Source organism: Burkholderia sp. AU16741 (genome assembly GCF_002223345.1).
Classification (GTDB): domain Bacteria; phylum Pseudomonadota; class Gammaproteobacteria; order Burkholderiales; family Burkholderiaceae; genus Burkholderia; species Burkholderia sola.
In genome coordinates, this window is record NZ_NKEZ01000008.1 from 1,084,510 (window position 1) to 1,105,505 (window position 20,996).

General features: G+C 63.3%; 18 protein-coding genes and 4 pseudogenes. 8 read left to right on the plus strand and 14 right to left on the minus strand.

The features are described from left to right. Positions 1 to 104 precede the first annotated feature (104 nt). The 5 genes from speD to CFB89_RS25325 are packed head-to-tail and all read right to left on the minus strand — an operon-like array spanning position 105 to position 3,618. Positions 105 to 488, minus strand: coding sequence for an adenosylmethionine decarboxylase (speD, locus tag CFB89_RS25310; RefSeq protein WP_089470248.1), 384 nt, complete (start codon positions 486 to 488; stop codon positions 105 to 107). Next, on the minus strand, positions 485 to 634 hold the full coding sequence (locus CFB89_RS35070; protein ID WP_179233498.1) for a hypothetical protein: 150 nt from the start codon (positions 632 to 634) through the stop codon (positions 485 to 487). Before CFB89_RS35070 ends, speD begins: the two co-directional genes overlap by 4 nt. Next, entirely contained in the window at positions 631 to 2,154 is a 1,524-nt protein-coding gene (locus CFB89_RS25315) for a DUF4178 domain-containing protein (protein ID WP_089470249.1), read from the minus strand. Before CFB89_RS25315 ends, CFB89_RS35070 begins: the two co-directional genes overlap by 4 nt. Positions 2,155 to 2,163: 9 nt before the next feature. Next, complete coding sequence (locus CFB89_RS25320) at positions 2,164 to 3,204, minus strand: SPFH domain-containing protein (RefSeq protein WP_089470250.1); 1,041 nt, start codon at positions 3,202 to 3,204, stop codon at positions 2,164 to 2,166. Positions 3,205 to 3,231: 27 nt separating this feature from the next. Next, on the minus strand, positions 3,232 to 3,618 hold the full coding sequence (locus CFB89_RS25325) for a DUF350 domain-containing protein (protein ID WP_006480820.1): 387 nt from the start codon (positions 3,616 to 3,618) through the stop codon (positions 3,232 to 3,234). Positions 3,619 to 3,739: 121 nt separating this feature from the next. Here CFB89_RS25325 and CFB89_RS25330 point away from each other — a divergent pair, with 121 nt between their 5' ends. The 6 genes from CFB89_RS25330 (at position 3,740) to CFB89_RS25355 (ending at position 9,441) form a co-directional block, all read left to right on the plus strand. Beyond that, positions 3,740 to 5,254 (plus strand): polyamine aminopropyltransferase, encoded by a 1,515-nt coding sequence (locus CFB89_RS25330; RefSeq protein ID WP_089470251.1) that lies wholly within the window; start codon positions 3,740 to 3,742, stop codon positions 5,252 to 5,254. Then, the gene (locus tag CFB89_RS25335) at positions 5,254 to 6,873 is read left to right on the plus strand and encodes an NAD(P)/FAD-dependent oxidoreductase (protein WP_089470252.1); all 1,620 of its coding nucleotides are present in this window, start codon (positions 5,254 to 5,256) and stop codon (positions 6,871 to 6,873) included. The genes CFB89_RS25330 and CFB89_RS25335 overlap by 1 nt, the downstream gene beginning before the upstream one ends. Positions 6,874 to 6,997: 124 nt before the next feature. Then, on the plus strand, positions 6,998 to 7,780 hold the full coding sequence (locus CFB89_RS25340; protein WP_089470253.1) for an N-acetylmuramoyl-L-alanine amidase: 783 nt from the start codon (positions 6,998 to 7,000) through the stop codon (positions 7,778 to 7,780). Positions 7,781 to 7,834: 54 nt separating this feature from the next. Next, complete coding sequence (locus CFB89_RS25345) at positions 7,835 to 8,221, plus strand: lysozyme inhibitor LprI family protein (protein WP_089470254.1); 387 nt, start codon at positions 7,835 to 7,837, stop codon at positions 8,219 to 8,221. A 65-nt stretch (positions 8,222 to 8,286) separates the two neighbouring features. Then, a complete protein-coding gene (locus CFB89_RS25350) occupies positions 8,287 to 8,865 on the plus strand; it encodes a hypothetical protein (RefSeq protein ID WP_089470621.1) in 579 nt (192 codons plus the stop codon). A 48-nt stretch (positions 8,866 to 8,913) separates the two neighbouring features. Continuing rightward, positions 8,914 to 9,441 (plus strand): GNAT family N-acetyltransferase, encoded by a 528-nt coding sequence (locus tag CFB89_RS25355; protein WP_089470255.1) that lies wholly within the window; start codon positions 8,914 to 8,916, stop codon positions 9,439 to 9,441. A 25-nt stretch (positions 9,442 to 9,466) separates the two neighbouring features. Here the strand turns inward: CFB89_RS25355 and CFB89_RS25360 are convergent, their stop codons facing one another. From CFB89_RS25360 to CFB89_RS25370, 3 genes are all read right to left on the minus strand, one after another. Next, positions 9,467 to 10,813: a glutamine synthetase family protein gene (locus CFB89_RS25360; RefSeq protein WP_089470256.1), complete on the minus strand. Its 1,347-nt coding sequence runs from the start codon at positions 10,811 to 10,813 to the stop codon at positions 9,467 to 9,469. 157 nt (positions 10,814 to 10,970) lie between these two features. Beyond that, a complete protein-coding gene (locus CFB89_RS25365; protein WP_089470257.1) occupies positions 10,971 to 11,528 on the minus strand; it encodes a helix-turn-helix domain-containing protein in 558 nt (185 codons plus the stop codon). A 17-nt stretch (positions 11,529 to 11,545) separates the two neighbouring features. Beyond that, entirely contained in the window at positions 11,546 to 12,835 is a 1,290-nt protein-coding gene (locus tag CFB89_RS25370) for an FAD-binding oxidoreductase (RefSeq protein ID WP_089470258.1), read from the minus strand. A gap of 256 nt (positions 12,836 to 13,091) precedes the next feature. On the opposite strand from CFB89_RS25370, the pseudogene CFB89_RS25375 reads away from it, so the two are divergent. After that, positions 13,092 to 14,210 (plus strand): annotated as a pseudogene (locus tag CFB89_RS25375) (IS3 family transposase). 236 nt (positions 14,211 to 14,446) lie between these two features. Here CFB89_RS25375 and CFB89_RS25380 read toward each other — a convergent pair. The 6 genes and pseudogenes from CFB89_RS25380 to CFB89_RS25405 form a co-directional block, all read right to left on the minus strand. Beyond that, a complete protein-coding gene (locus CFB89_RS25380; RefSeq protein WP_089470259.1) occupies positions 14,447 to 15,007 on the minus strand; it encodes an imm11 family protein in 561 nt (186 codons plus the stop codon). A 235-nt stretch (positions 15,008 to 15,242) separates the two neighbouring features. Further along, positions 15,243 to 15,668, minus strand: a complete 426-nt coding sequence (locus CFB89_RS25385) for an NTF2 fold immunity protein (protein ID WP_089470260.1) — start codon at positions 15,666 to 15,668, stop codon at positions 15,243 to 15,245. Between the two features lie 69 nt (positions 15,669 to 15,737). Then, positions 15,738 to 16,262: an SMI1/KNR4 family protein gene (locus CFB89_RS25390; RefSeq protein ID WP_089470261.1), complete on the minus strand. Its 525-nt coding sequence runs from the start codon at positions 16,260 to 16,262 to the stop codon at positions 15,738 to 15,740. A gap of 9 nt (positions 16,263 to 16,271) precedes the next feature. Continuing rightward, positions 16,272 to 16,763, minus strand: a pseudogene (locus CFB89_RS35690) (HNH endonuclease); the annotation flags it as partial. Continuing rightward, positions 16,763 to 17,941 (minus strand): annotated as a pseudogene (locus CFB89_RS25400) (type VI secretion system Vgr family protein); the annotation flags it as partial. The pseudogenes CFB89_RS25400 and CFB89_RS35690, both read right to left, overlap by 1 nt. Continuing rightward, a pseudogene (locus CFB89_RS25405) lies at positions 17,868 to 19,042 on the minus strand (integrase); the annotation flags it as partial. The pseudogenes CFB89_RS25405 and CFB89_RS25400, both read right to left, overlap by 74 nt. A gap of 913 nt (positions 19,043 to 19,955) precedes the next feature. Between CFB89_RS25405 and CFB89_RS25415 the strand changes: the two are divergent. Further along, positions 19,956 to 20,990: an ABC transporter substrate-binding protein gene (locus CFB89_RS25415; protein ID WP_089470262.1), complete on the plus strand. Its 1,035-nt coding sequence runs from the start codon at positions 19,956 to 19,958 to the stop codon at positions 20,988 to 20,990. The last annotated feature ends 6 nt before the right edge of the window (positions 20,991 to 20,996 follow it).

Sequence of the window (20,996 nt, forward strand, 5' to 3'; positions counted from 1 at the left end):
TGTCGACGTCCCGGTTCGAACGCTAGCGCGTCACGAACGTTTCCGCGCCCGCTTCGCGGCGCAACATCGCTGCCGCGTTGACGACCCAGGTGCGAAATGCGTATTCAAGCCGGCATGCCGCCGCGCGCCACCTGCTGCCGAACCTGCGCGTGCGTGCCGAGCGCCGTGGCGATCGCATCGACCGCATCGGCCGCGCGCGCCGCGCCGCACATGAACGCGTCGACGGCCGCGAAGCGATGCTCGGGCCACGTATGGATCGTGATGTGCGACTCCGCCAGCAGCACGACGCCCGTCACGCCATGCTCGCCGCCGAAGTGATGGAAGTGCGCGCCGATCACGCGCGCGCCGGCCCGTTGCGCCGCGTCGGTGAGGATCGCTTCGAGCCGCGCGGCGTCGCGCAGCAGCGCCGCGTCGATGCCGGCCAGGTCCGCCAGCACGTGCGAGCCGAGTGTCGCGCACGGCGGCGCGATCCCGTCGCGCGCGGTCATTTGTGCGACCCGTACGACGAGTAGCCGCTGCGCGCCGACGAACTGCCCCACCCGCCGCCGCCCGAACCGCCGCCGCCGAGCGACGCGCAACTGAACAGCGTGACGACGATCAGCCCGTAGATGCCATAGAGGATGTAGCGGATCACGCGTTGCCCCCGTCCGACGCAAAGCGCGCCCACAGCCATTCCGGCAGCCACAGCACCAGCAGGCCGACCAGCACGTAGACGGAGCGTCCGGTGAACGAGAACAGCGAGCCCAGATTGAAGATCACGAGCAACGCGCTGAACATGAACGGCAGCGGCGCGAAACTGTGCGGCCCCTTCCTGCCGAACAGGCCCATCGATCCGGTGGCGCCGCTGGCGCCCGCGGCAGCCGCGGTGGCCGTTGCCAGCGCCGGCGTGCCGAAACGCTCGGCGAGCGCGCTGCCCGACAGCGGCCGCGCACGCGACCAGACGATCTCCGCGGCACTGCGCTCGCGCGTGAGCTTGTCCTTCTGCCAGCCGTAATCGACGATCGACGTGCGGTCGCCCGCTTGCACGCGCCAGTTGAATGCCCCGACCACGTAGACGACCTCCGATTCGTATTCCTCGCGCAAACGGTAGGTCTTGCCGCCATCGGTCACGCTGGATTCGCTGCCGATCGTCGGCCAGTGGTCGAGCACCTGCACGCGCTCCCAGCGCCCTTCGCTTTGCACGAGCCACAGGAAGCCGCGCTTCGGGTTCAGCAGCAGGTATTCGTCCCAGGTCTCGGCATCGTCCGGCACGCGACAGCGCATCATGCCGATCACCGTGTACTTCACGCCGTCGAACGTGCCGATCGCGCCGAGTTCGAGCGCGCCCTTCACCGATTCGAGCTTGCGCTGCGCCGCGAACACGGTTTGCTGCTCGGCCGTGCACTGCACGCCCGCATGGCAACTGCCGCACACGACGTAGTCGGCCACGTTCGGCGCATAGGCAAGCGGCGCACCGCAGCTCGGGCACGCAAACGGCACCATCTCGGCGCCGCGTTTCTCGCGCGTATCGTTTTCGGTATCGCGCAATCCCGTGAACGCGAGCGCATCGAATTCCAGCGCCTCGCCCGAATAGACGGCCGGGATGCCGCCGTTCGACTCGGCGTCGGAATAGTCGTAGGTCGCGAAGGCATTGCCGGTGCGCAGGTCGACGACGCGCGCCTCCCAGCCGGCATCGACACGGAACGGCAACTCGCCGTCGCCGCCCGTGCAGCGCGCGGTACGCACGTCGGATACCAGATACGCGCGGCCGCCGTGGTCGATCCGCATACCCGGGTCGAGCGTGCCGAATGCGGGCCATGTGCCGCCTGCCGCATCGTCGGGTTCGCGCACCGTGATCGCGTACTGGCCCGACGCATCCGACAGCCAGCCGAACGCGCCGTCGTCGAACACGACGTACCATTCGCTCCACGCACCGGCGTCGTACGTCATCTGGATGCGGCCGAGCACCGTGAACGCGCGGTTGCCGTAGCGCCCGGCCGTGCCGATCTGGATCGGCGAGGCATCGTCGAGCACCGTGGCCAATTCGCCGATGCGCTCGACGTCGGCGCCGCGCTTGAGCAACGTGCTGCGGCAGAACCCGCAAACGGCCATCACCGCCGCCGCCGAGCGAAACTCGACCGGCGCGCCGCATTGGGGGCACGAGGTACGGAACATGCGTGACGCTTACCGCGTGAGCTTCGCGAGGATCTCGGCCTTCGCGCGCGAATAGTCGTCTTCGGTCACGAGGCCCTTGTCGAGCAGCGCCTTCAACTGCTCGAGCCGCTGCACGTAATCGGTGCCCTCGGTCGCTGCCGCAGCCACCGGTGCCGCAACGGGCGCCGGCGGCGCAGCCTGCGCCGGTTGCGCGGCGCCGGCAATCTGGCCGGCCATCGCCTGCCCGATCGCCGCCCCGGCGGCGAGCCCCGCGCCGACCCCGGCGATGCCGCCCGGGTTTTGCGCGGCGAGCGGAATCGCCTGCGCGGTCTGGTATTGGGTGGCGCGCGCGAGATCGCCGGCCATCCCCGCTCCGATCCGCAAGTCGAGCGCCTTTTGCAGCTCGGCCGGCAGCGACACGCTCTCGACCGCGAACGCGTCGAGCGCAAGCCCGTAGCGCGTGAACACCGGCACCAGCGCGTCGGCGACGCGCTGCGACAGCAGCGACTGGTTCGCGGCCATGTCGACGAACGGCACGTCGGCCGAGCCGAACGTCGTGCTCATCGCGGTGACGACCAGGTTGCGCAGTTGCTGCTCGAGATCGTCGACCGTATACGCCGCGCGCGTGCCGCTGACCTCGCGATGGAACGCGGCCGCATCGACGATCCGGTACGAGTAGATGCCGAACGCGCGCAGTTGCACGAAGCCGAATTCGCGATCGCGGATCGTCACCGGTTGCGCGGTACCCCAGCGCCGGCCCAGCTGCAGCCGCGTGCTGAAAAAGTAGACGTCCGACTTGAAAGGCGACTGAAAGAATTTGTCCCAGTTCTTCAGGTTCGTGAGCACCGGCAGCGTGCGCGTTTCCAGCGTATAGAGGCCCGGCTGGAACACGTCGGCGACCTTGCCTTCGTTGACGAAGATCGCGACCTGCGTTTCGCGCACGGTCAGCTTGCCGCCGTACTGGATTTCCTGGTCTTCCATCGGATAGCGCCAGGCCAGCACGCCGTCGGTGTCTTCCGTCCATTGCAGGACGTCGATGAACTGCTTGCGGATGAATGAACCCAGACTCATGTCGGTCTCCTCGAAACGCGTGGCGCGTCAGGTCAGGCAGGCGGCATTGATGATGCCGACGACGAGCGACGCGGTGCCCATCAGGCCGCCCATCGCGACGTTGCGATCCTCGATCGCATGATTCATGCCGGGCATCACGCGCGTCAGCACCGCGTAGGTGATCAGTTGCACGATCATCGCGCCGACGGCCCAGATCACGACTTCGCCGAGCGTGGAATTGTGCGCGATGCTGGACGCGAGCGTCAGGCAGAAACCGATCAGCGCGCCGCCGAACGACAGCGTCGCGGCCGCGTTGCCGTCGCGGATCAGCGCGAGTTCGTCGAACGGGGTGACCTTCAGGTACACTGCCGCGAACACCAGCAGCAGCACGAACGCCGACAGTAAATGAACCGCATAAAGATAGGCACTATTCATTCTTTTCCTCGGATTTTGTGCTCGGTTCGCCGCCCCGTCGCCGGTCGGCCCGCGCGGGGCCGCCAGACGAAAATCCGCGCCAGTATATCCAGATTGCCGAACACTGCACAACGGATGCGCGATGCTGCATAAGCGTGCGCTCGTCCTGTCGATTCTCGTGCTCGCGTCGTGCGGGCTCGGCTACGAACTGATCAGCAGCGCGCTGTCGAGCTACCTGCTCGGCGATTCGATCCTGCAGTTCTCGTCGGTGATCGGCTGCTACCTGTTCGCGATGGGGATCGGCTCGTGGCTCGCGAAGTTCGTCGAGGACGACGACGTGCTCGACCGCTTCGTCGACATCGAACTGCTCGTCGGCCTGCTCGGCGGCGTATCGGCCGCGCTGCTGTTCGTCGTGTTCGCCTGGCTCGCCGCGCCGTTTCGCGCGGCGCTTTACGCACTGGTGCTCGCGCTCGGCCTGCTGATCGGAATGGAAATCCCGCTCGTCATGCGCGCGTTCCAGCAGCGGCGCCAGGCGTTCCGCCATACCGTCAGCGAGGTGCTGACCTTCGACTATCTCGGCTCGCTCGCCGTGTCGCTGATCTTCCCGCTCGTGCTCGCGCCGCGTCTCGGCCTGCTGCGTACGAGTTTCCTGTTCGGTCTCCTGAACGCCTTCGTCGCATTGTGGACGACGCACCTGTTCCGCGACGAAATCCGCAACGTGCGCGGCAAGCTGATGCGCGCGTCGCTCGTGATCGGGCTGCTGATCGCCGGGTTCGTGCTGTCGGAGCGCATCACGCATTGGGCCGAACACGGCGTGTACGGCGACGAGACGATTTATTCGGAAACGACGCCGTACCAGCGCATCGTGCTCACGCAGTGGCACGACGACATGCGGCTGTACCTGAACGGCAACCTGCAATTCTCGTCGCGCGACGAGCACCGCTATCACGAAGCGCTGATCCATCCGGCCATCGAAGCGCTGCCGTGGGCGAAGCGCGTGCTCGTGCTGGGCGGCGGCGACGGCCTCGCGGTGCGCGAACTGCTCAAGCATCGCCATCTCGAACGGATCACGCTCGTCGATCTCGATCCGGCGATGACGAAGCTGTTCTCGACGTCGGCACCACTCGTCAAGCTGAACCAGGGCGCGCTGAAGGACCCGCGCGTGCAGGTGATCAACGACGACGCGGTGCGCTGGCTCGAATCGAATGCCGACGTGTACGACGCGATCGTCGTCGACTTCCCCGATCCGACCAACTTCGGGCTCGGCCGCCTGTATTCGGTGCCCGTATTCCGGCTGCTGGCGCGGCACCTGTCGGAGAACGGCTACACGGTGATCCAGTCGACGTCGCCGTATTTCGCGCCGCACGCGTACTGGACCATCATCGCGACGCTGCGCGAAGCCGGGCTCAACACGTGGCCGTACCACTGCTACGTGCCGTCGTTCGGCGACTGGGGCTTCGTGATCGCCGGCAAGCGCCGCGATTTCACGGTGCCGACGCACTACTCGGTGCCGACGCGCTGGCTCGATGCACAAACGGCCGCCGAGATGTTCCACTTTCCGGCCGACATGCCGGCGCTGCCGATGTCGCCGAACGAACTCAACGACCAGCCGCTCGTGCGCCGCTTCGACGACGACTGGAAGCACGTGCTGCGCTGATGGACCGTCGCACGTTCCTCGTCGCGTCGGCTGCCGCGTCGCTCGCTGCCTGCGGGCGCAGCGGCTGGATCGAGACGACGCCGCAGGTCGGCTATCCCGGCATGCGCGAAGGCCACGCGTTGCGCGACCATGCCACGCTGCCGCCGCCGTCCGCCACGATCGAGACGGATGTCGCGATCCTCGGCGCCGGCGCGGCCGGGCTGTCGTGCGCATGGCAGCTCGCGCGCGCGGGATACAAGCGCTTCACGGTGCTCGCCGGCCCCGAATTCGGCGGCAACGCGGCCGGCGGCCGCTTCGGCGGGATCGGCTATCCGAAGGGCGCGCACTATCTGCCGCTGCCGTCGCTCGAATCCGCGCATCTGCGCGACATGCTCGCCGATCTCGGCGTGATCGAATCCGCGCCGTTCTCCGCGCGGCCCGTGTACGACGAGCGGGCCCTCGTCCATGCCCCCGACGAACGGCTGTTCATCGGCGGGCAGTGGCAGGACGGCATCGTGCCGACTGCCGGCCTCGACGCCGACGCACTCGCGCAGCAGGCGCGCTTCTTCGCGTACACGGACGGGCTGCGCACCGCGCGCGGCGCCGACGGCCGCAAGGTGTTCTGCATCCCGATCGCGGAATCGTCGCGCGACCCGCGCTGGCGCGCACTCGACCGGCGCTCGTTTCGCCAGTGGCTGCGCGACGAGGGCTACACCGCGAAGGCGCTGCACTGGTATCTGAACTACTGCTGCCGCGACGATTACGGCGCCGGATACGAGCACGTGTCCGCGTGGGCCGGCCTGCACTATTTCTCTTCGCGCGGCGGCCATGCGGGCGATGCGGGCGACGGCGCGGTGCTGACCTGGCCCGACGGGCTGCACACGATGGTGACGAAGCTGAGCGATTCGATCGCCGCGCGCACCGGCTCGAACGCATGGTCGCGGGACGGCTTCGCGGTGCGCGCGACCGAACGCGCGGGCGGCGTCGACGTGCTGTGCGCCCGCGTCGGCCACGACGGCGCGCTGTCGACGTTCACGCTCAAGGCCCGCCGGGTCGTATGCGCGATGCCGCTGTTCGTCGCGGCGCGCGTGTTTCCGCAGCTTGCCGCGTACGGCTTCGAACCCGCGCGCGACCTGCCGCCGCGCGCACCGTGGCTCGTGTCCAACTTCCTGCTCGACGGCATGCCGGCCGAGGAAGCCGGCGTGCCGCTCGCGTGGGACAACGTCGTCTACGACGGCGCGGGTCTCGGCTATGTCGTGTCGACGCACCAGTTGATCCGGATGTCGCCGCCGACGCGCTCCGTGTTCTCCGCCTATCAGGCATTGAGCACGCAAACGCCGGACGACACGCGCCGCTGGCTCGCGCAGGCGAAGCCCGACGCGTTGCGCGAGCAGGCGGCAACCGACCTGCAGGCCGTGTACGGCCGCGAGCTGTGGAAGCACGCGAGTGCGCTCGAGATCACCGTGCGCGGCCATGCGATGGCCACGCCCGACGTCGGCTTCCTGAGCCGGCCGGGGCTGCTCGCGCTGCGCGATGCCGACGGCCCCGTCGTGTTCGCGCATGCCGACCTCTCCGGGCTGTCGCTGTTCGAGGAAGCGTCGTACTGGGGCATGCTGGCGGCCCGGCGCGTGCTGGCCTGACGACCGCCGTTCGTCATTGCGGCGTCGCCGCCACCGGCTATAATCGCGCGACATTCCGACTGCATTGAGCAGGCCGACGGTGGCGCGCCGTTCGACGCGCCGCACGCCCTTCTCGACAACAACAATGACGAACCGAACCTTCCGACGCCTTCACCCGCTCGTGCGCGCCGCCGCGCGCGTGCTCGCGTGCGCCCCGCTGCTAGGCGCACCGCTGGCGCTGCACGCGGCCGACACCGCCGATATTCGCGGTGCTGCCGGCGCTTCCGTTACGGAACCCGCGAGCGGGCGCTACATCGTCGTCGACACCGGCCATACGCCAGCGCACCCGGGCTCCACCGGCGCGAGCGGCCGCGTCGAATATCTGTACAACCTCGACCTGTCCGGCGCGGTCGCGGCCCAACTCGCCGCGCACGGCGACCGCGTGCTGCGCACGTCGGCCGACGGCCGCGAGATCAAGCTCGAACAGCGCTCGACACAGGCGCCCGATGCGAACCTGTTCGTGTCGATCCATCACGACTCGATGCAGCAGCAGTTCATCGACGCGGGCCGGCAGCGCGAATTCCGTGGCTTCTCGGTGTTCGTGTCGGAACGCAATCCGCACTATGCGGAAAGCCTGCGTTGCGCGAAGGCGATCGCCGAACGGCTGGTGGCGGCCGGCGAACGGCCGTCGCTGTATCACGCGCAGCCGATCAAGGGCGAGAACCGTCCGCTGATCGACCCGCCACTCGGCATCCATCGCTTCGACGATCTCGTCGTGCTGCGCACCGCGCCGATTCCGGCCGTGCTCGTCGAGGCCGGCGTGATCGTCAATCCGGACGAAGAAGCGCGGCTCGCGCGGCGCGAGACGATCCAGCGCCTGTCCGCCGCGATCGCGGGCGGCATCGACGCGTGTACGACACCCAGATAAACGACGGTATCGCCCGTCGGATCCACCGGTTTTCACCCAGTCAGGAGACTCACCATGAAGAAGAATCTGCTCGCATCCTGTGCATTGCTCGCGCTTGCCGTTCCGTTCGCCGCGCACGCGGCCGGCTGCGGGAAGCCGCGCAGCGCGTTCGACCAGGTGTATTGCACGAGCACGCAGTTCTCGCAATCCGACCGCGATCTCAACGACGAATACGGCCGGCTGCGCAAGCAACTGAGCGGCGACCAGCAGGCAACGCTGAAGGCCGGCCAGCTCGCGTGGCTGAAACAACGCGACGCGCAGTGCAGCGAGACGCGCGGCAGCAGCTATCTCGTCGATATCCAGTGCGCGAACGACATGACGCAGTCGCGGCTGTCGTTCCTGCGCGAGCGTGAGCGCGAATGCTCGAGCACCGGGTGCGTGACGTCGAAGCTCGGGGAGTAAGGTCGCTACGCGTGCCGCGCCGCGAAGCATGTCGCGGCACGGCACACCGCTCGAAAGGAACGACGATGCGGCATGAATTCTCCGAAGTCCTCAACGATCTGATCGACTACTTTCTCGTCGGCGATCTTCTGCTGCTGAAGCGCTACAAGGACGAACACGGGCTGCCGGACGACGTCGCGTCGGCGTTCACGACCGGCGACAGCGGCGACCACGCGGTGCTGGAAGGCATCGTCATTCCGCTGGCCGGCATCGAGAATCATCCATATACGATCATCTTCACGCTGGACGACGACCCGCCCGAATTGCTGAAAGCGGGCAGTCGCCTGCAGCATCGGCGCGGCGGTTACGTATTGCGCGTCGAGCATCGTGCGGTGATGCTCTACACGTGGCGCATTCTCGAACGTTTCACCGACGACACGGTGAATGCGTTGCTTGCGCGCTATCGCGAACCGGGCCGGCCCGTCATTGAAATCGACAACGGCTGGTACGGCGTCGAGATCCTCGGCGGAGAAATCGCGCGCGACGGCTGGTTCGAACCCGCGTTCGAGTTCGTGTTGAAGAAAACCGATGCCCCGGGCGACGCATCGCGCGTGGACATCCACTACCGTTTCGCCATCGACGGCAGTCTCGATCCAGCGGCATGAATCCGGCGGGCAGCCACGCGGCAGACGGCAACCGATCACGGAGCACGCATGACACCGAACACGGCGACGATCGACATCCGCACGGCCACCGTCGCCGATGCATCGGCCATCGCTGACATCCACGTCGCGTCGTGGCAAGCCACTTACACGGACATCATGCCGGCGCCGTTCCTCGCCGGCCTGTCGGTCGAAAAGCGCACGGCCGCGTGGCGCCAGGCACTCGACGCAGGACGGCCGCGCGTCGCGCTCGCGTTCACGAACCACGCACCGGCCGGCTGGATCGCATATGGTCCGACGCGCGACACCGACAAGGATCGCGCCTGGGGCGAAATCGAAGCGATTTATCTGCATCCGTCGCATTGCGGGCAAGGTATCGGCGCGTTGCTGGTCGACCATGCATGCCGAGCGCTGCACGACACGGGTCATGCGTGGGTGTCGCTGTGGGTGCTGGTCAGAAACTGTCGGGCACGGGCGTTCTACGAACGCGAAGGTTTCGTCGCCGAACGCGACATCAAGACGTTCGAGATCGACGGTATGTCGATCGAGGAAGTGCGCTACTGGCGCGCACTTCCCTAGCCGGCTGCTTCGACGCACACGGCCGTCACAGAAACCATCGATACTCCCGCGCGCCGATCTCGTTGCGAAAATCCACTTCCTCCTGCCGCTTGTTCTCGCAATACACCATCACGAATTCGCTGCCGAGTCCTTCGCGCACGGCCGGATGATCCTGCATCGCCGCGACCGCCGACAGCATCTCCTTCGGAAAATCGATGCCGCTGCCGCGATCGTCGTTGAGCGGCGCAATCGGCTCGAGCCGCGCGTCGAGTCCGTGCTCCATCCCGCTCAGGATCGCCGCCAGCACCAGGTACGGGTTTGCATCCGCGCTCGCGAGCCGGTGCTCGATCCGCAGGTTGCGTGCATCCGATTCCGGAATCCGGATGCACGCGTCGCGATCCTCGAAGCCCCAACTCGCGCGGCTCGCGGCATTCACCATCGACCCGTAACGGCGAAACGCATTGTGATTCGGCGCGAACACCGGCATGCAATGCGGCAGCAACGCGAGACAGCCGGCCACCGCGTGCCGCAGCGGCCGCTGCCCGTCCGCGGCAAGCACGTTGCGCCCCGCGTCGTCATACAGGCTCACGTGCACGTGCATCCCGCTGCCCGGTGCATGCAGATACGGCTTGCCCATGAAGCTCGCACGATAGCCATGCCGCAACGCGACGCCGCGTGTGCTGCGGCAGAACAGCGCCGACCAGTCGGCCGCGCGCAGCGCGTCATCGGTATGCCCGAAGTTGATCTCGAACTGGCCTGGCCCGAGCTCGGCGGTGATCACCGTCGCATCGACGCCCTGTTCGCACGCGGCGTCGACCATCTCGTGCAGCACGTCGGAGAAGCGCGACAGGCGCTCGATATGCATGTTGGGCTGGTCGTCGCGGTCGTCGCTCAGGCGGTCGCGCGGATACTGCGGCATCCCGTCTTCGAGCTGCGCGGCGAACAGGTAGAACTCGAGCTCGAATGCGACGACCGGCCGGATGCCGCGTGCCGCGAACCGACGCAGCACGCGCGCGAGCACCTCCCGCGGCTCGAATTCGATCGGCGAATCGGTGCCGTCGGAGCTGATCAGCATCTGCGCGAGCGGCTGCCGCTCCCAGCGCACGGGCTTCAGCGTGCCGGGAATCAGGCGGCGCGGCGCGTCGGGATCGCCGTCGTTGAAACAGTAATCGCCGATCTTGTAGAGGCCGCCCTGCGTGCCGAGCAGCACGCAGTTCTGCGGCAGCTTCAGCAGCGAGCCGGACGCGACTTTTTCGAGCGCATCGATCGGATAGCGCTTGCCGTAGAAATGCCCGGGCAGGTCGAGGCAGATCAGGTCGACATAACGGATCTCGGGGTGCGCCTGCCGGAATGCGCGGACTTCACTGACCAGCGCGGGAACGACGTCAGCCATGTCTCATCCTTTCCATGTCTTGTAGAGCGGTGCCGCAACGCGGCGAACCGGATTCATGTGGCGCACGGCGCAACGCACGCCGCATGTCGATCAGTACTGCAAAAAGGGCGCACGGCGCGACGGCTGGCGACGCCGCCCGCCCCGTCGAGCGCTCAACTCACGTGAATACCCAGATCACGCGCGTCGGCGCGTCGGTCAGGTTCGCATACCGGAAGCGCTTGTGCGCGGGAAGCTGAAATGCATCGTTCGGGCCGAGCGTGACAGGCGTGTCGTCGCCGTCGATCCAGATCGTCAGTTCTCCTTCGAGCACGAAGCCGCCCTGCTCGTCGCTGTCGTCGACCGGGCGATCGCCGCTGCTCGCGCCTGGCCCAAGATGGCTTTCGAGGATCGAGAAGCGCGAACGCATGTTCGGCGACACGAGAATGTCGGTAATGCCGGCCGCGTAATGCACGGTACGGCGTTCGTCGGGCCGCGTGACCCACGGCACGCTGCGCGGCTTGCTCAGGCTGTAGAAATACGTGGTCGGCACGCCGAGCGCTTCGCCGATCGCGGTGAGATCCGCGACCGTCGGACGCGACAGCCCGCGCTCGACCTGCGACAGAAAGCCGACCGAGCGGCCGATCCGCTCGGCGAGATCGCTCAGCGTGACCTTGCGATGCTTGCGCAGGTCGCGGATCAGGATCGCCAGACTTTCTATCTCTTCCTGTTCGTTCATGATGGATTCCGGTGCAATCAAACGGTATCGCGCAAGCGGTACCAGGCCTTGCCGATCGCCTCCAGCGGCGCGGCCAGCCGGTCGCCGCCGGGAAAGCGCGGGTTGCGGATGCGCTGGTACTGCGCGAGCAGGTGTGGGTCGCCGAGCACGGCGTCGGCCACCGCGCGCGCACCAGCGAGCGTCGGCAGCACGCCGTGCCCCGAAAAACCCTGCAGCCAGAAGCGCTGCCCGCGGCGGCCGATGTCCGGCGTGCGGCGCATGCTGATGTCGATGTGACCGCCCCACGCGTAGTCGAGCGACACGCCGGCCAGTTGCGGAAACACGCGTTCGAGATGCGGGCGCGTCGCCGCCGCGATATCGGCCGGGATGCCGCCGAGATACGTGCAGCCGCCGCCGAACAGCAGCCGGTTGTCGGGGCTCAGGCGGAAATAGTCGGGCACGAACTGGTTGTCGATCACGCAGCTGTTGCGCGGCAGCAGCGCATGCGCGACGTGGGGCGCGAGCGGCGCCGTTGCGATCTGGTACGTGCCGACCGGCAGCAGCCGGCGCGCGAGGTCGCGATCGAGCCGGTCGACGTACGCATTGCAGGCGAGCACCAGCACGTCCGCCCGCACTTCGCCGCGCGCCGTGCGGGCGACGTGGCCGCCGGCCATCTCGTGGCAGTCGAGCACGCGGCTCTGCTCGAAGATGCGGCCGCCCGCGCACTCGATCGTCTGCGCGAGGCCAAGCGCGAGCTTCAGCGGGTTCAGGTGGCCGGCCTCCGGATCGTGGAGCGCGGCGAGATAGCGCGTGCCGCCGATCCATTCGGGCATCTCGTCGCGGCCGATCATGCGCAGCCGGTCGTAGCCCCGCCGCTCGGCGGCCTCGTCGCGTGCCTGCGCGAGCATCGCCACGCGCCGCGGCCGCACCGCGGCCCACAGGCTGCCGGGCCGGTAATCGATGTCGAAACCGTGCCGCGCCGGCAGTTCGCGCACCTCGGCCGCCGCCCAGCGCATGCTGTCCCACAGCAGGCGCGCGCCGTCGCGGCCGAGCGCATCCTCGAGCGGCTGCATGTCGCACGACCAGCCGAGCAGCGCCTGTCCGCCGTTGCGGCCCGATGCGGCCCACGCGACGCGGCTCGCTTCGAGCATGACGACGCGCTTGCCGGCAAGCGCGAGCCGCAGCGCCGTATGCAGCCCGCTGAAGCCCGCACCGACGACCAGCACGTCGGCGTCGACGCGTTCGTCCAGCGCCGGCCGATGCGGGATCGGCGCCGGGTAGGTGCCGGCGTAGTAGCTTGCGACGTGACGGTCGGACTGCACGAACATGCGGACTCCCGTGAAAATTCTACAGAGAAATTTCATGAAAAACTAGCATGACAATTTCACACGAGCAAGCGGGGGATCGACTGTCGAGATGCATCCAACTTGGAATCTTTTTCGTTCGAGTTGAAACCGACCCTAACCTGAGTCCACAAGACTGTCCCATTTGGAAGTGGAAAATTCCGGCATGACGTTGACCTGCCCCCAACAAACAGGGCCACCCGGAGTCTAGTAAAGTTCGTTTTCGGAGAAGAAGACGAACATGAAGAAGCGCTTTACGGAACAGCAAATCATCGGGTTTCTGAAGGAAGCCGAAGCCGGTATGGCGGTCAAGGAACTGTGCAGGAAGTACGGGTTCAGTGACGCGTCGTTCTACATCTGGCGCGCGAAGTTCGGCGGCATGGAAGTCTCGGAAGCCCGCCGGCTCAAGGACCTGGAGGTGGAGAATGCCCGGCTGAAGAAGCTGCTGGCCGAAGCAATGCTCGATATGGAAGCGTTGAAGGTCGTCGTCAAGGGAAAGCCCTGAGCCCGCAAGCCAAACGCGAAGCAGTGTCGGCGATTCGGGAGCAGGTCAACATCTCCGAGCGCCGCGCCTGCCGGCTTGTCGGGCTTTCTCGCAGCGTGCTGCATTACGACGCGAAGCCGGACCACGAGAATGAGGTGCTCGCGGCGCGTCTGGTGGAGTTGGCGCACGCACGTCGTCGATTCGGCTACCGTCGACTGCACGCCCTGATGGAGCGCGAAGGCACGCACGCCAATCACAAGCTCATCTATCGCCTGTACCGTGAGGCAGGGCTGGCTGTGCGGCGCCGTCGCAAGCGCCATGGCGTCATGATTGAGCGCGAGCAACTGGCATTGCCGGGCGCGCCCAACGAGGTGTGGTCAATCGATTTCGTGATGGATGCGCTTTCCAACGGCCGGCGCGTGAAGTGCCTGACCGTCGTCGACGACTTCACGAAAGAGGCTGTCGACATCGTCGTCGACCATGGCATCTCTGGCTTGTATGTCGCTCGGGCATTGGACCGTGCAGCTCGCTTCCGTGGCTATCCCAAGGCGGTGCGAACCGACCAGGGACCCGAATTCACGAGCCGCGCGCTGACCAGTGGGCATATGCGAACGGCGTCACGCTGAAGTTGATTCAGGCGGGCAAGCCAACGCAGAATACGTACATCGAATCGTTCAACGGCAAGTTCCGCGACGAATGCCTTAACGAGCACTAGTTCACGACGCTCGCGCACGCTCGGGCTGTCATCGCGGCTGGCGTCAGGACTACAACGAGCAAAGGCCGCACAGCGCACTGAACTACCATACGCCGTCAGAGTTTGCGGCGAAACATCGGGCGACCGCGGATGCTCCTGCCGCTTTCCAGGAGTTGGTTTAAAGGGACTTTGCTAGAAGCCCATTGGCTCTATTGAAGGGGGCAGGTCAGAGCCTCTCGCATTCGCTTCAACTGATCGAGTGACAACGTTGCTGCTCCGCTAAATTCCTTTCGTTGGCGTACCCGCGCATAGAGGCTTAGAAGTCGACCACCCCCAATGTATGATTCCCACACGTTACTCTCGTGAAATCGAGGCCACCCGGGCCATTCTCTGACCAGTCACCGGGAGTTGCGAAATCCTACTTCTCAGATTGCGAAATGACCTCTCCGAAATCGAATCCTTTTAATTTATTTTGCTCTACAAGCCCTCTAAAACGCTCGGATACCAATACTGTAGCAGGACTTTCTTTTAGGCGAAATATATCAGCCCCTTCAATGCGACTCTTCAGAATAAATATTTTATTAAAAACCGTCGCCTGAGGGTAGACTTTGAATTTGGATGCATCTATATCGAGAGCATTCTCGATCACTCGGGTTACATGAAATCCGAACATGTCTTTTATCGGGGCCTCGACCTGCAATATCTCCCCGCTGTCACGAAGTACCGGCGCCAATACATCAAGCGCCCTGTCACTAAACACGAGAAACGGAGATAGCATCGTATGAACGTCGCTCGTCTTTTTTCTGCGCGAAGTACCCCACGTAAGCTTAACGGGGTCATAGTCTTCACCAAGCCCACGGCCGCATAGGGCGGTTGCTCGTACAGCTATGCTCTTGTCATATGCAATTTCAACGCCATCATCGACTTGAACGAGCGGCTGAAATTCTTCGTCCTGCCTCAAACCGTAAACGTTACTCACGCACCGCCCTCACATCCAAATTCCATAAATACCGAGAATCCATCAGCGATTATGGCGCGGTGCAACCCCTCGCGCATCCCGGCCTCACACGGCTCAAGAAAAAATGTCAGCGTGTTACTCTCAGAACCCACGGCATCCAGACCGATACTATTTACCTTTCTGCACGGAACCAAAGGGTGTCCCATTCCGTCGGCCTTGACAACACCTAATCACAAAAACGGGGCGAGCGACGTTGTTAGAGAACCGAACGCTGCCATTTATCCTTAAAATTAAGGAACTCTTTTTTCTTCACCATCCATTTACCTGCCTTTTTCTTCATCGTGAATCGGGATATCGTCAACATTCCTAATGTCTGACGGATGGTGAAAACCACCTCCCCGTCGGTGGATTCCACGTTATCTTCGACATCCGTTTCAGGATCGTATGTCGGTGGATCCGAACAACCCAAGTCAATCAAGCGACCTTGATTTGTATTTTCTTGGAAAGCCCATTTCTCTAAAATAGCCGAAAGATCTTTCCGTGCGCGGCCATCAATTTCAGAAACATCGCCACCAATTTTCAGAGCGCTATGTTTTTTCTTATAAAAATCATTTTCCCATTGATTCATTTCCAACATGAATGATCGCAATGCCGTTCGCGCCTGCTCAAAATCGTCATTCATCGCCTTCAACCCTTAATCATTGAAAATACCGCCCTAGTGCGAGACCTCAGCGACGATGACATCTATATTTTAGCCAGGCCAGTCGTCGACCGCGACGAACTGCATTTGTTTTGTTCCCGCGACGATCATATTCAGAAATGCCGAGAATCCATCGGCTACATTGTAGAGGTTGCCACATTCTGACACCTCTGCAATATCCGGCTTCGCTGTGTCATCCGCATGCAGATGCGTTCTATCCCAATACAGGACCTTTTCAACGTTATCGAGTCGCGCCAGCGCGTAGTAATTACCGCTCGGATCATCTCCAATCACAAAGAAATCGTTTAGAAAATCGACCTCACCTCTGACACGTTCGTTTTGCTCGATTAAATCAAAATTCTCGTTACTCGCTCCGATTCCAAAAAGCGAAGCAAACGAAATCATTCCATTATCGACACCAGGAAAATCAAAATCGAGATAGTCGGCGCCACCAATGAATATGCCGTTCCACTTCTTCAAAAAATCCTTGTAATCCGTCGGAAGAACGAATCCGAGTTCCGCCTCCAATTTACCGAGGAGCGGCTGTGCAGGTTTTGCTCCATACAGAACTGGCACCTTACCTCCTTAACACGACGATTGATTCTTCAAATTAGAGACGCCACCCCTATGGGTGAATTCACTGTGAATATCCTTCGGAATTTCCTGCATCGTTACCATGTTCTCGTGGTGGTGCCAAGTATTTTTCGTGTAGTCGGCAGCGCTTCCTGCCTTTGCATCCGCCAATCCAAAGTCTCCTGTTGGCGCCCTACTGTGATTTCCTTTCAGCCCCTCAACGTCTACAGATCTGACCTCATACGGCTTGAAATCAGGATAACCATTTGGATAACGGACAACCGTACCTTTTGCGTTGGTATATACCCACGTCCCCGACTCCACCTCGACGTGAACGGTACCACCTTTTTCAAGCCATTTCGTCACATCCGGAGAGTTCAACGGCTTCTCCCCAAACCAGCCCCACGGATCGATCCATCCTGTAGGATTGGGAGCATACGCATACAAATTGTCGCCACCCAGCAGCCCGATCGGATCGTGGTTAATGAACCGGCCTACATCAGGGGATCGTTGGTCGCCATCTTCCACCCGGTCGGCGGCGGATCGTTCGGGTAATACACGTGATCCGCGAGTTTCGCCAGTTGCTGCGCCTTCAGCGAGCTCGCCAGCTTGGCCGCCGCCGCGCGCGTCGCCGGATCGGGGCTCGCCAGCCCCTTCGCGATCGTCACCTGCTCTGCCGCCCACTCGAGCGCGAGCGCCTGTTCCGCGGATTGCGCACTGCCGCGATTCAAATGGATGACCGGCCCGTCGAGATAGATGCCGTTCATCGTTGACGGACCGAAGGTCAGCTTGATGCTGTCCGGCATCATCGTCACGACGCCATCGCCGACACGATGCTCGATGCCGTCGCTCGCCTGATGGCTTTGCATGCCGGGCCCGGCCTTGCTCGCGATGGCCTTCGTATTGATCACGTTCACCGTGGTGTCGCGCGTCAGCGCGATGGTTTCCTTCAGTCCGCCCTGCGCGATCTGCTTCGTCTCGCTGCCCTTGAGCAGCGACACCGTGCGCCCGCCGGCTTCGACCGTGTGCGTTTCCGAATCCTTGATGACCGTGTTCATGTCTTTCTGCGCGTGCAGAAAGACCTCTTGCGCGCCGTTCACGTCTGAGAACCGCAGTTCGTTCGAGCCGGCGCCCTTGTGCGTCTGACTCTTGATCCCCATCGTCTGCCCGGCAGCCCCGTGATAAGGATTGCCCTGCTCGCCGTTGTAGACGCGGCCCACAATGACCGGATTGTCGGGGTCCCCCTGATTAAACGCGACCAAGACCTCCTGATTGATCCGTGGGATGGCGGCCGCCCCCCACCCGTCGCCCGCCCAAGGTTGGGACACGCGGATCCACATCGAATCCGAGCCGTCCAACTTGCCGCGCCGATCCCACAGGAAGTGCACCTTCACGGCACTGCCGTTCGTGTGAATTTCTTCGCCCTTTGGGCCGACCACGATTGCCGACTGCGTGCCGTGAATGACGGGCTTCGGCGTATTTCTGGGCGAACGATACGGAAACTTCTTTGGGAGTAGAGAGAATGTATTGCGGTACGGCAGTTTCGCGTTGTGTTCCGTGTAATCGTTCACGGCCTCATGACGAACGTGCAGGATGGCGTATTCCTGATTATTGGCCATGACTGGATGGTTGGTCACCGTCACACTGCCTGCAGCGCTCATCCGCCACGCATAGCCGCTGCCCTACCTGACCGATGCCGATCTTCAGCTCGCGCGGATGCGCCCGCACCTCTAGGACTTCGGGCTGCACTACACTGGTAGCCGGGTAGGCCACGGCGGTCGTCGTGGACATCGATGTCGACACCGGTCCCGGCGGCGTCCGAACGATCGGCGCAGCTGCCAGAATGCGAGCCGCTTGCGCCAAATCGGATGCGGCCCGGCGGGTTTTCCCGGCCTGATCGAGCTTGGCGCGGATGTACCTCTCGATCCCGCTGGCATCAAGTGATGCCCGCAGACGCTTGCGGCCTTGGGCCTTGCGAATCTCCTGTCGCAAGGTCAGGTTGTGCGGCACGACGCGCCATGCACCTTGCGCGTCGAGGACACCTAATTCGGTGCCGTCGAGCAGGAACGCGCGGACACTGCGCAAATCATCCACGTTCAGGTAGACGAGCAGCTGCTTACCGATGAGCCCGGTGCTGCAAGCCAGAACGGAACTCGAATAACGCACACCGTAGAGGTTGATATGCGGTCGGGTACCCTGATTCAGATAGGCGTGGACACGACAACGCTTCGCCGACTGCATCAGGCACAGCGTGCGACGGCGGGGCTCCGGCAACCAGTTCACGAGCGTATGTCGGCCACGGACGAACGATTCCATCGCCTCGAGCGGCGTGACGTTGTTGAGTCCTGTGTGCGGCGTGCCGTTGTAGCTCGCGATCGCGTATTCGACCAACTCTTCGAGCTCGTCGAAGGACACGAACAGGCGCAGATTGCCCTTTGAGTCCGACAAAGCGCGACGCAAATCGCGAGGATGGCTGCCGGTGTAGCCCGGCAAGCGCGAGGACAACCGAGTGGCGATCGTGCCAAAGAACCGCTCGATGTAAGGGCGCTCATCCGGACTGTGCTTCGGTCCGGCCGAGACCTGACAGCCAACGAACTCACATAAAGCGGCCAGCGTTTCGGTAGCGAGATTCGCCTTCGCGTTATCGAGCTTGATGTGCTCCCACGTCACATACGCCAGCTCCGGCATGCGTTGAGACGGGTACCATCCATGGGACCGTAGCCAAGTTCGCAAATCGTTACGGACCGGCCTCGATGCGGCTCGAGCGCCGCTTCCATCGCTTTGCGCTCGCGCTCAATCTCGAGCAAGGTATGCGGTATCGTCACGAAAATTTCGACTGCGCGTAGGAGCGAAGTCGAGACCAACCCGCGCGCCGCGACCAGACAGGGCAATATGTGCCGCCAGTTGTCGAGCCAGGCGCGCGCGGCCGCGAGGTCGGCTGATGTCACCAAACGGATCGGTATGCCCTTGAGTTCGTCATTAGGTCGCGCAACTGGCTGCGGCATTTCCGCGAGCGAATCTAAAAGGATGACTAACTCTTCGCGGTTGGCATAGCGGACCAAAAGTCGGCGAGGTAGCACCGTCCGCTGAGCTGCGCGTAACCCGGCCGCTCACAAAACGATTGGACCGCCGGATCCGCTTCGATGAGCAGCCACAGTTCGGAGGCGCGGCGTCGTAACCGGCCGCATCGCGTGCCGGGAATCGTCCATAAGATCAGGGCCTTACGGTCGGGCTTCGAAGCCTACGGCGCCAATTGAAAAATTTAATGCGGACATATGCGAATTGACGACATTATTTTGGTGACATCGTCAATAAAGTCGTCAACTCCGGTGCCACATGCCTTGAACAGTGGAGATTCTGGAATGACAGAATTAATTTGCCCTACGGCGACGGACTGATCGACAACGTCGACCGGCCACCGGTGGATCAATGTGCGTACCGAGCACCACCAATTGCCGTCGCGGCTATTGCCATAGGTACTCGACGTGTTCGGGTTTACGCCTGAATGAGCCCGCGTCAGCCATTACATTTTGGCATACCGGCTCAAACAATTTCGATGTTGTAGCCATCAATTTTGCTCACTATATTCGACACATGAAGTGCCGATTTGCGGCGCACATCCGCACCGACAGGTCAGGCAAGACTACGAACGATGTTTTCGCTCAACTGCGTCGAGGAAGATCCGTGAAAAAACTGATGAAGCTGCGTCCGGTTGCCATAACACTTACGCTCGGTTGTGCGACCAGCGTTTCCGCGCTTGCCGCCGGGCAAATCACGTTCGTATCGCAAGGCGGCGCCTATCAGGAAGCGCAGACAAAAGCGATATTGGATCCGGCCGCAAAAGAGCTGGGTATCACGATCAAGCAGGACAGCATTCCGGATGCGTGGCCGCAAATCAAAGCACAGGGCGCGACGGGCAAGCCGATCTGGGATGTCGTCGACACGCCCACTTCGAATTGCCTGCGCGGCGGCCGTGAAGGACTGCTCGAGAAACTCGATTTTTCGAAGATGCCGAATGCCGCGTCGGTCCCGGAAAAATATCGAACGCCCTATTCGGTCGCATACGAGTTCTATTCGACGGTCATCGGCTACAACAAGAAAGCTCTGAAGAAGCCGCCCCAAAGCTGGGCAGACTTTTGGAACGTGAAGGATTTTCCCGGAACGCGCGCGCTGCGCAACGACCCGCAGACGGTGCTCGAAGCCGCGCTGCTCGCCGACGGCGTGCCGCGCGACAAGCTCTATCCGCTCGATGTCGATCGTGCATTCAAGAAGCTCGCCCAGATCAAGCCCAGTATCGCAGTGTGGTGGACCTCGGGTGGCCAGTCCGCACAACTGCTCCATGACGGCGAAGTGGATATGGAGATGATCTGGAATGGACGTGCGAGCTCGATCGCAAAAGACAATCCCGACATCGGGTTCACCTACAACGACGGCATTTTGCAGAATACGCAGCTGTGCATCCTCAAGAACGCGCCGAACCTCGCGAATGCGGTGCGTTTCGTCGACGCTGCGGTATCGCCGAACCTGCAGGCCAACCTTCCGACCTATATCGACTACGGCCCCGGCAATCCGGCTGCCTACAAGACCGGCAAGATTTCGGCCAAACGCGCAAGCGAGTTGCCGAGCTCGCCCGAGAATGCGAGCAAGCAGGCGTTGATGTCAGAGGATTGGTGGGCGTCCGATCAGGGTGTCCAGGCAAAGGCGCGCTGGCTGAAGTTCATGCAGCAATAAACCAGT

What these genes read in the sequence shown, in the direction of transcription:
- CFB89_RS25315 (WP_089470249.1), bottom strand. Translation starts at nt 2,154, where the DNA reads ATGTTCCGTACCTCGTGCCCCCAATGCGGCGCGCCGGTCGAGTTTCGC.
- CFB89_RS25345 (WP_089470254.1), top strand. Translation starts at nt 7,835, where the DNA reads ATGAAGAAGAATCTGCTCGCATCCTGTGCATTGCTCGCGCTTGCCGTT.
- CFB89_RS25335 (WP_089470252.1), top strand. Translation starts at nt 5,254, where the DNA reads ATGGACCGTCGCACGTTCCTCGTCGCGTCGGCTGCCGCGTCGCTCGCT.
- CFB89_RS25360 (WP_089470256.1), bottom strand. Translation starts at nt 10,813, where the DNA reads ATGGCTGACGTCGTTCCCGCGCTGGTCAGTGAAGTCCGCGCATTCCGG.
- CFB89_RS25365 (WP_089470257.1), bottom strand. Translation starts at nt 11,528, where the DNA reads ATGAACGAACAGGAAGAGATAGAAAGTCTGGCGATCCTGATCCGCGAC.
- CFB89_RS25325 (WP_006480820.1), bottom strand. Translation starts at nt 3,618, where the DNA reads ATGAATAGTGCCTATCTTTATGCGGTTCATTTACTGTCGGCGTTCGTG.
- CFB89_RS25320 (WP_089470250.1), bottom strand. Translation starts at nt 3,204, where the DNA reads ATGAGTCTGGGTTCATTCATCCGCAAGCAGTTCATCGACGTCCTGCAA.
- CFB89_RS25340 (WP_089470253.1), top strand. Translation starts at nt 6,998, where the DNA reads ATGACGAACCGAACCTTCCGACGCCTTCACCCGCTCGTGCGCGCCGCC.
- CFB89_RS25330 (WP_089470251.1), top strand. Translation starts at nt 3,740, where the DNA reads ATGCTGCATAAGCGTGCGCTCGTCCTGTCGATTCTCGTGCTCGCGTCG.
- CFB89_RS25415 (WP_089470262.1), top strand. Translation starts at nt 19,956, where the DNA reads ATGAAGCTGCGTCCGGTTGCCATAACACTTACGCTCGGTTGTGCGACC.
- CFB89_RS25350 (WP_089470621.1), top strand. Translation starts at nt 8,287, where the DNA reads ATGCGGCATGAATTCTCCGAAGTCCTCAACGATCTGATCGACTACTTT.
- CFB89_RS25370 (WP_089470258.1), bottom strand. Translation starts at nt 12,835, where the DNA reads ATGTTCGTGCAGTCCGACCGTCACGTCGCAAGCTACTACGCCGGCACC.
- CFB89_RS25355 (WP_089470255.1), top strand. Translation starts at nt 8,914, where the DNA reads ATGACACCGAACACGGCGACGATCGACATCCGCACGGCCACCGTCGCC.
- speD (WP_089470248.1), bottom strand. Translation starts at nt 488, where the DNA reads ATGACCGCGCGCGACGGGATCGCGCCGCCGTGCGCGACACTCGGCTCG.
- CFB89_RS25385 (WP_089470260.1), bottom strand. Translation starts at nt 15,668, where the DNA reads ATGAATGACGATTTTGAGCAGGCGCGAACGGCATTGCGATCATTCATG.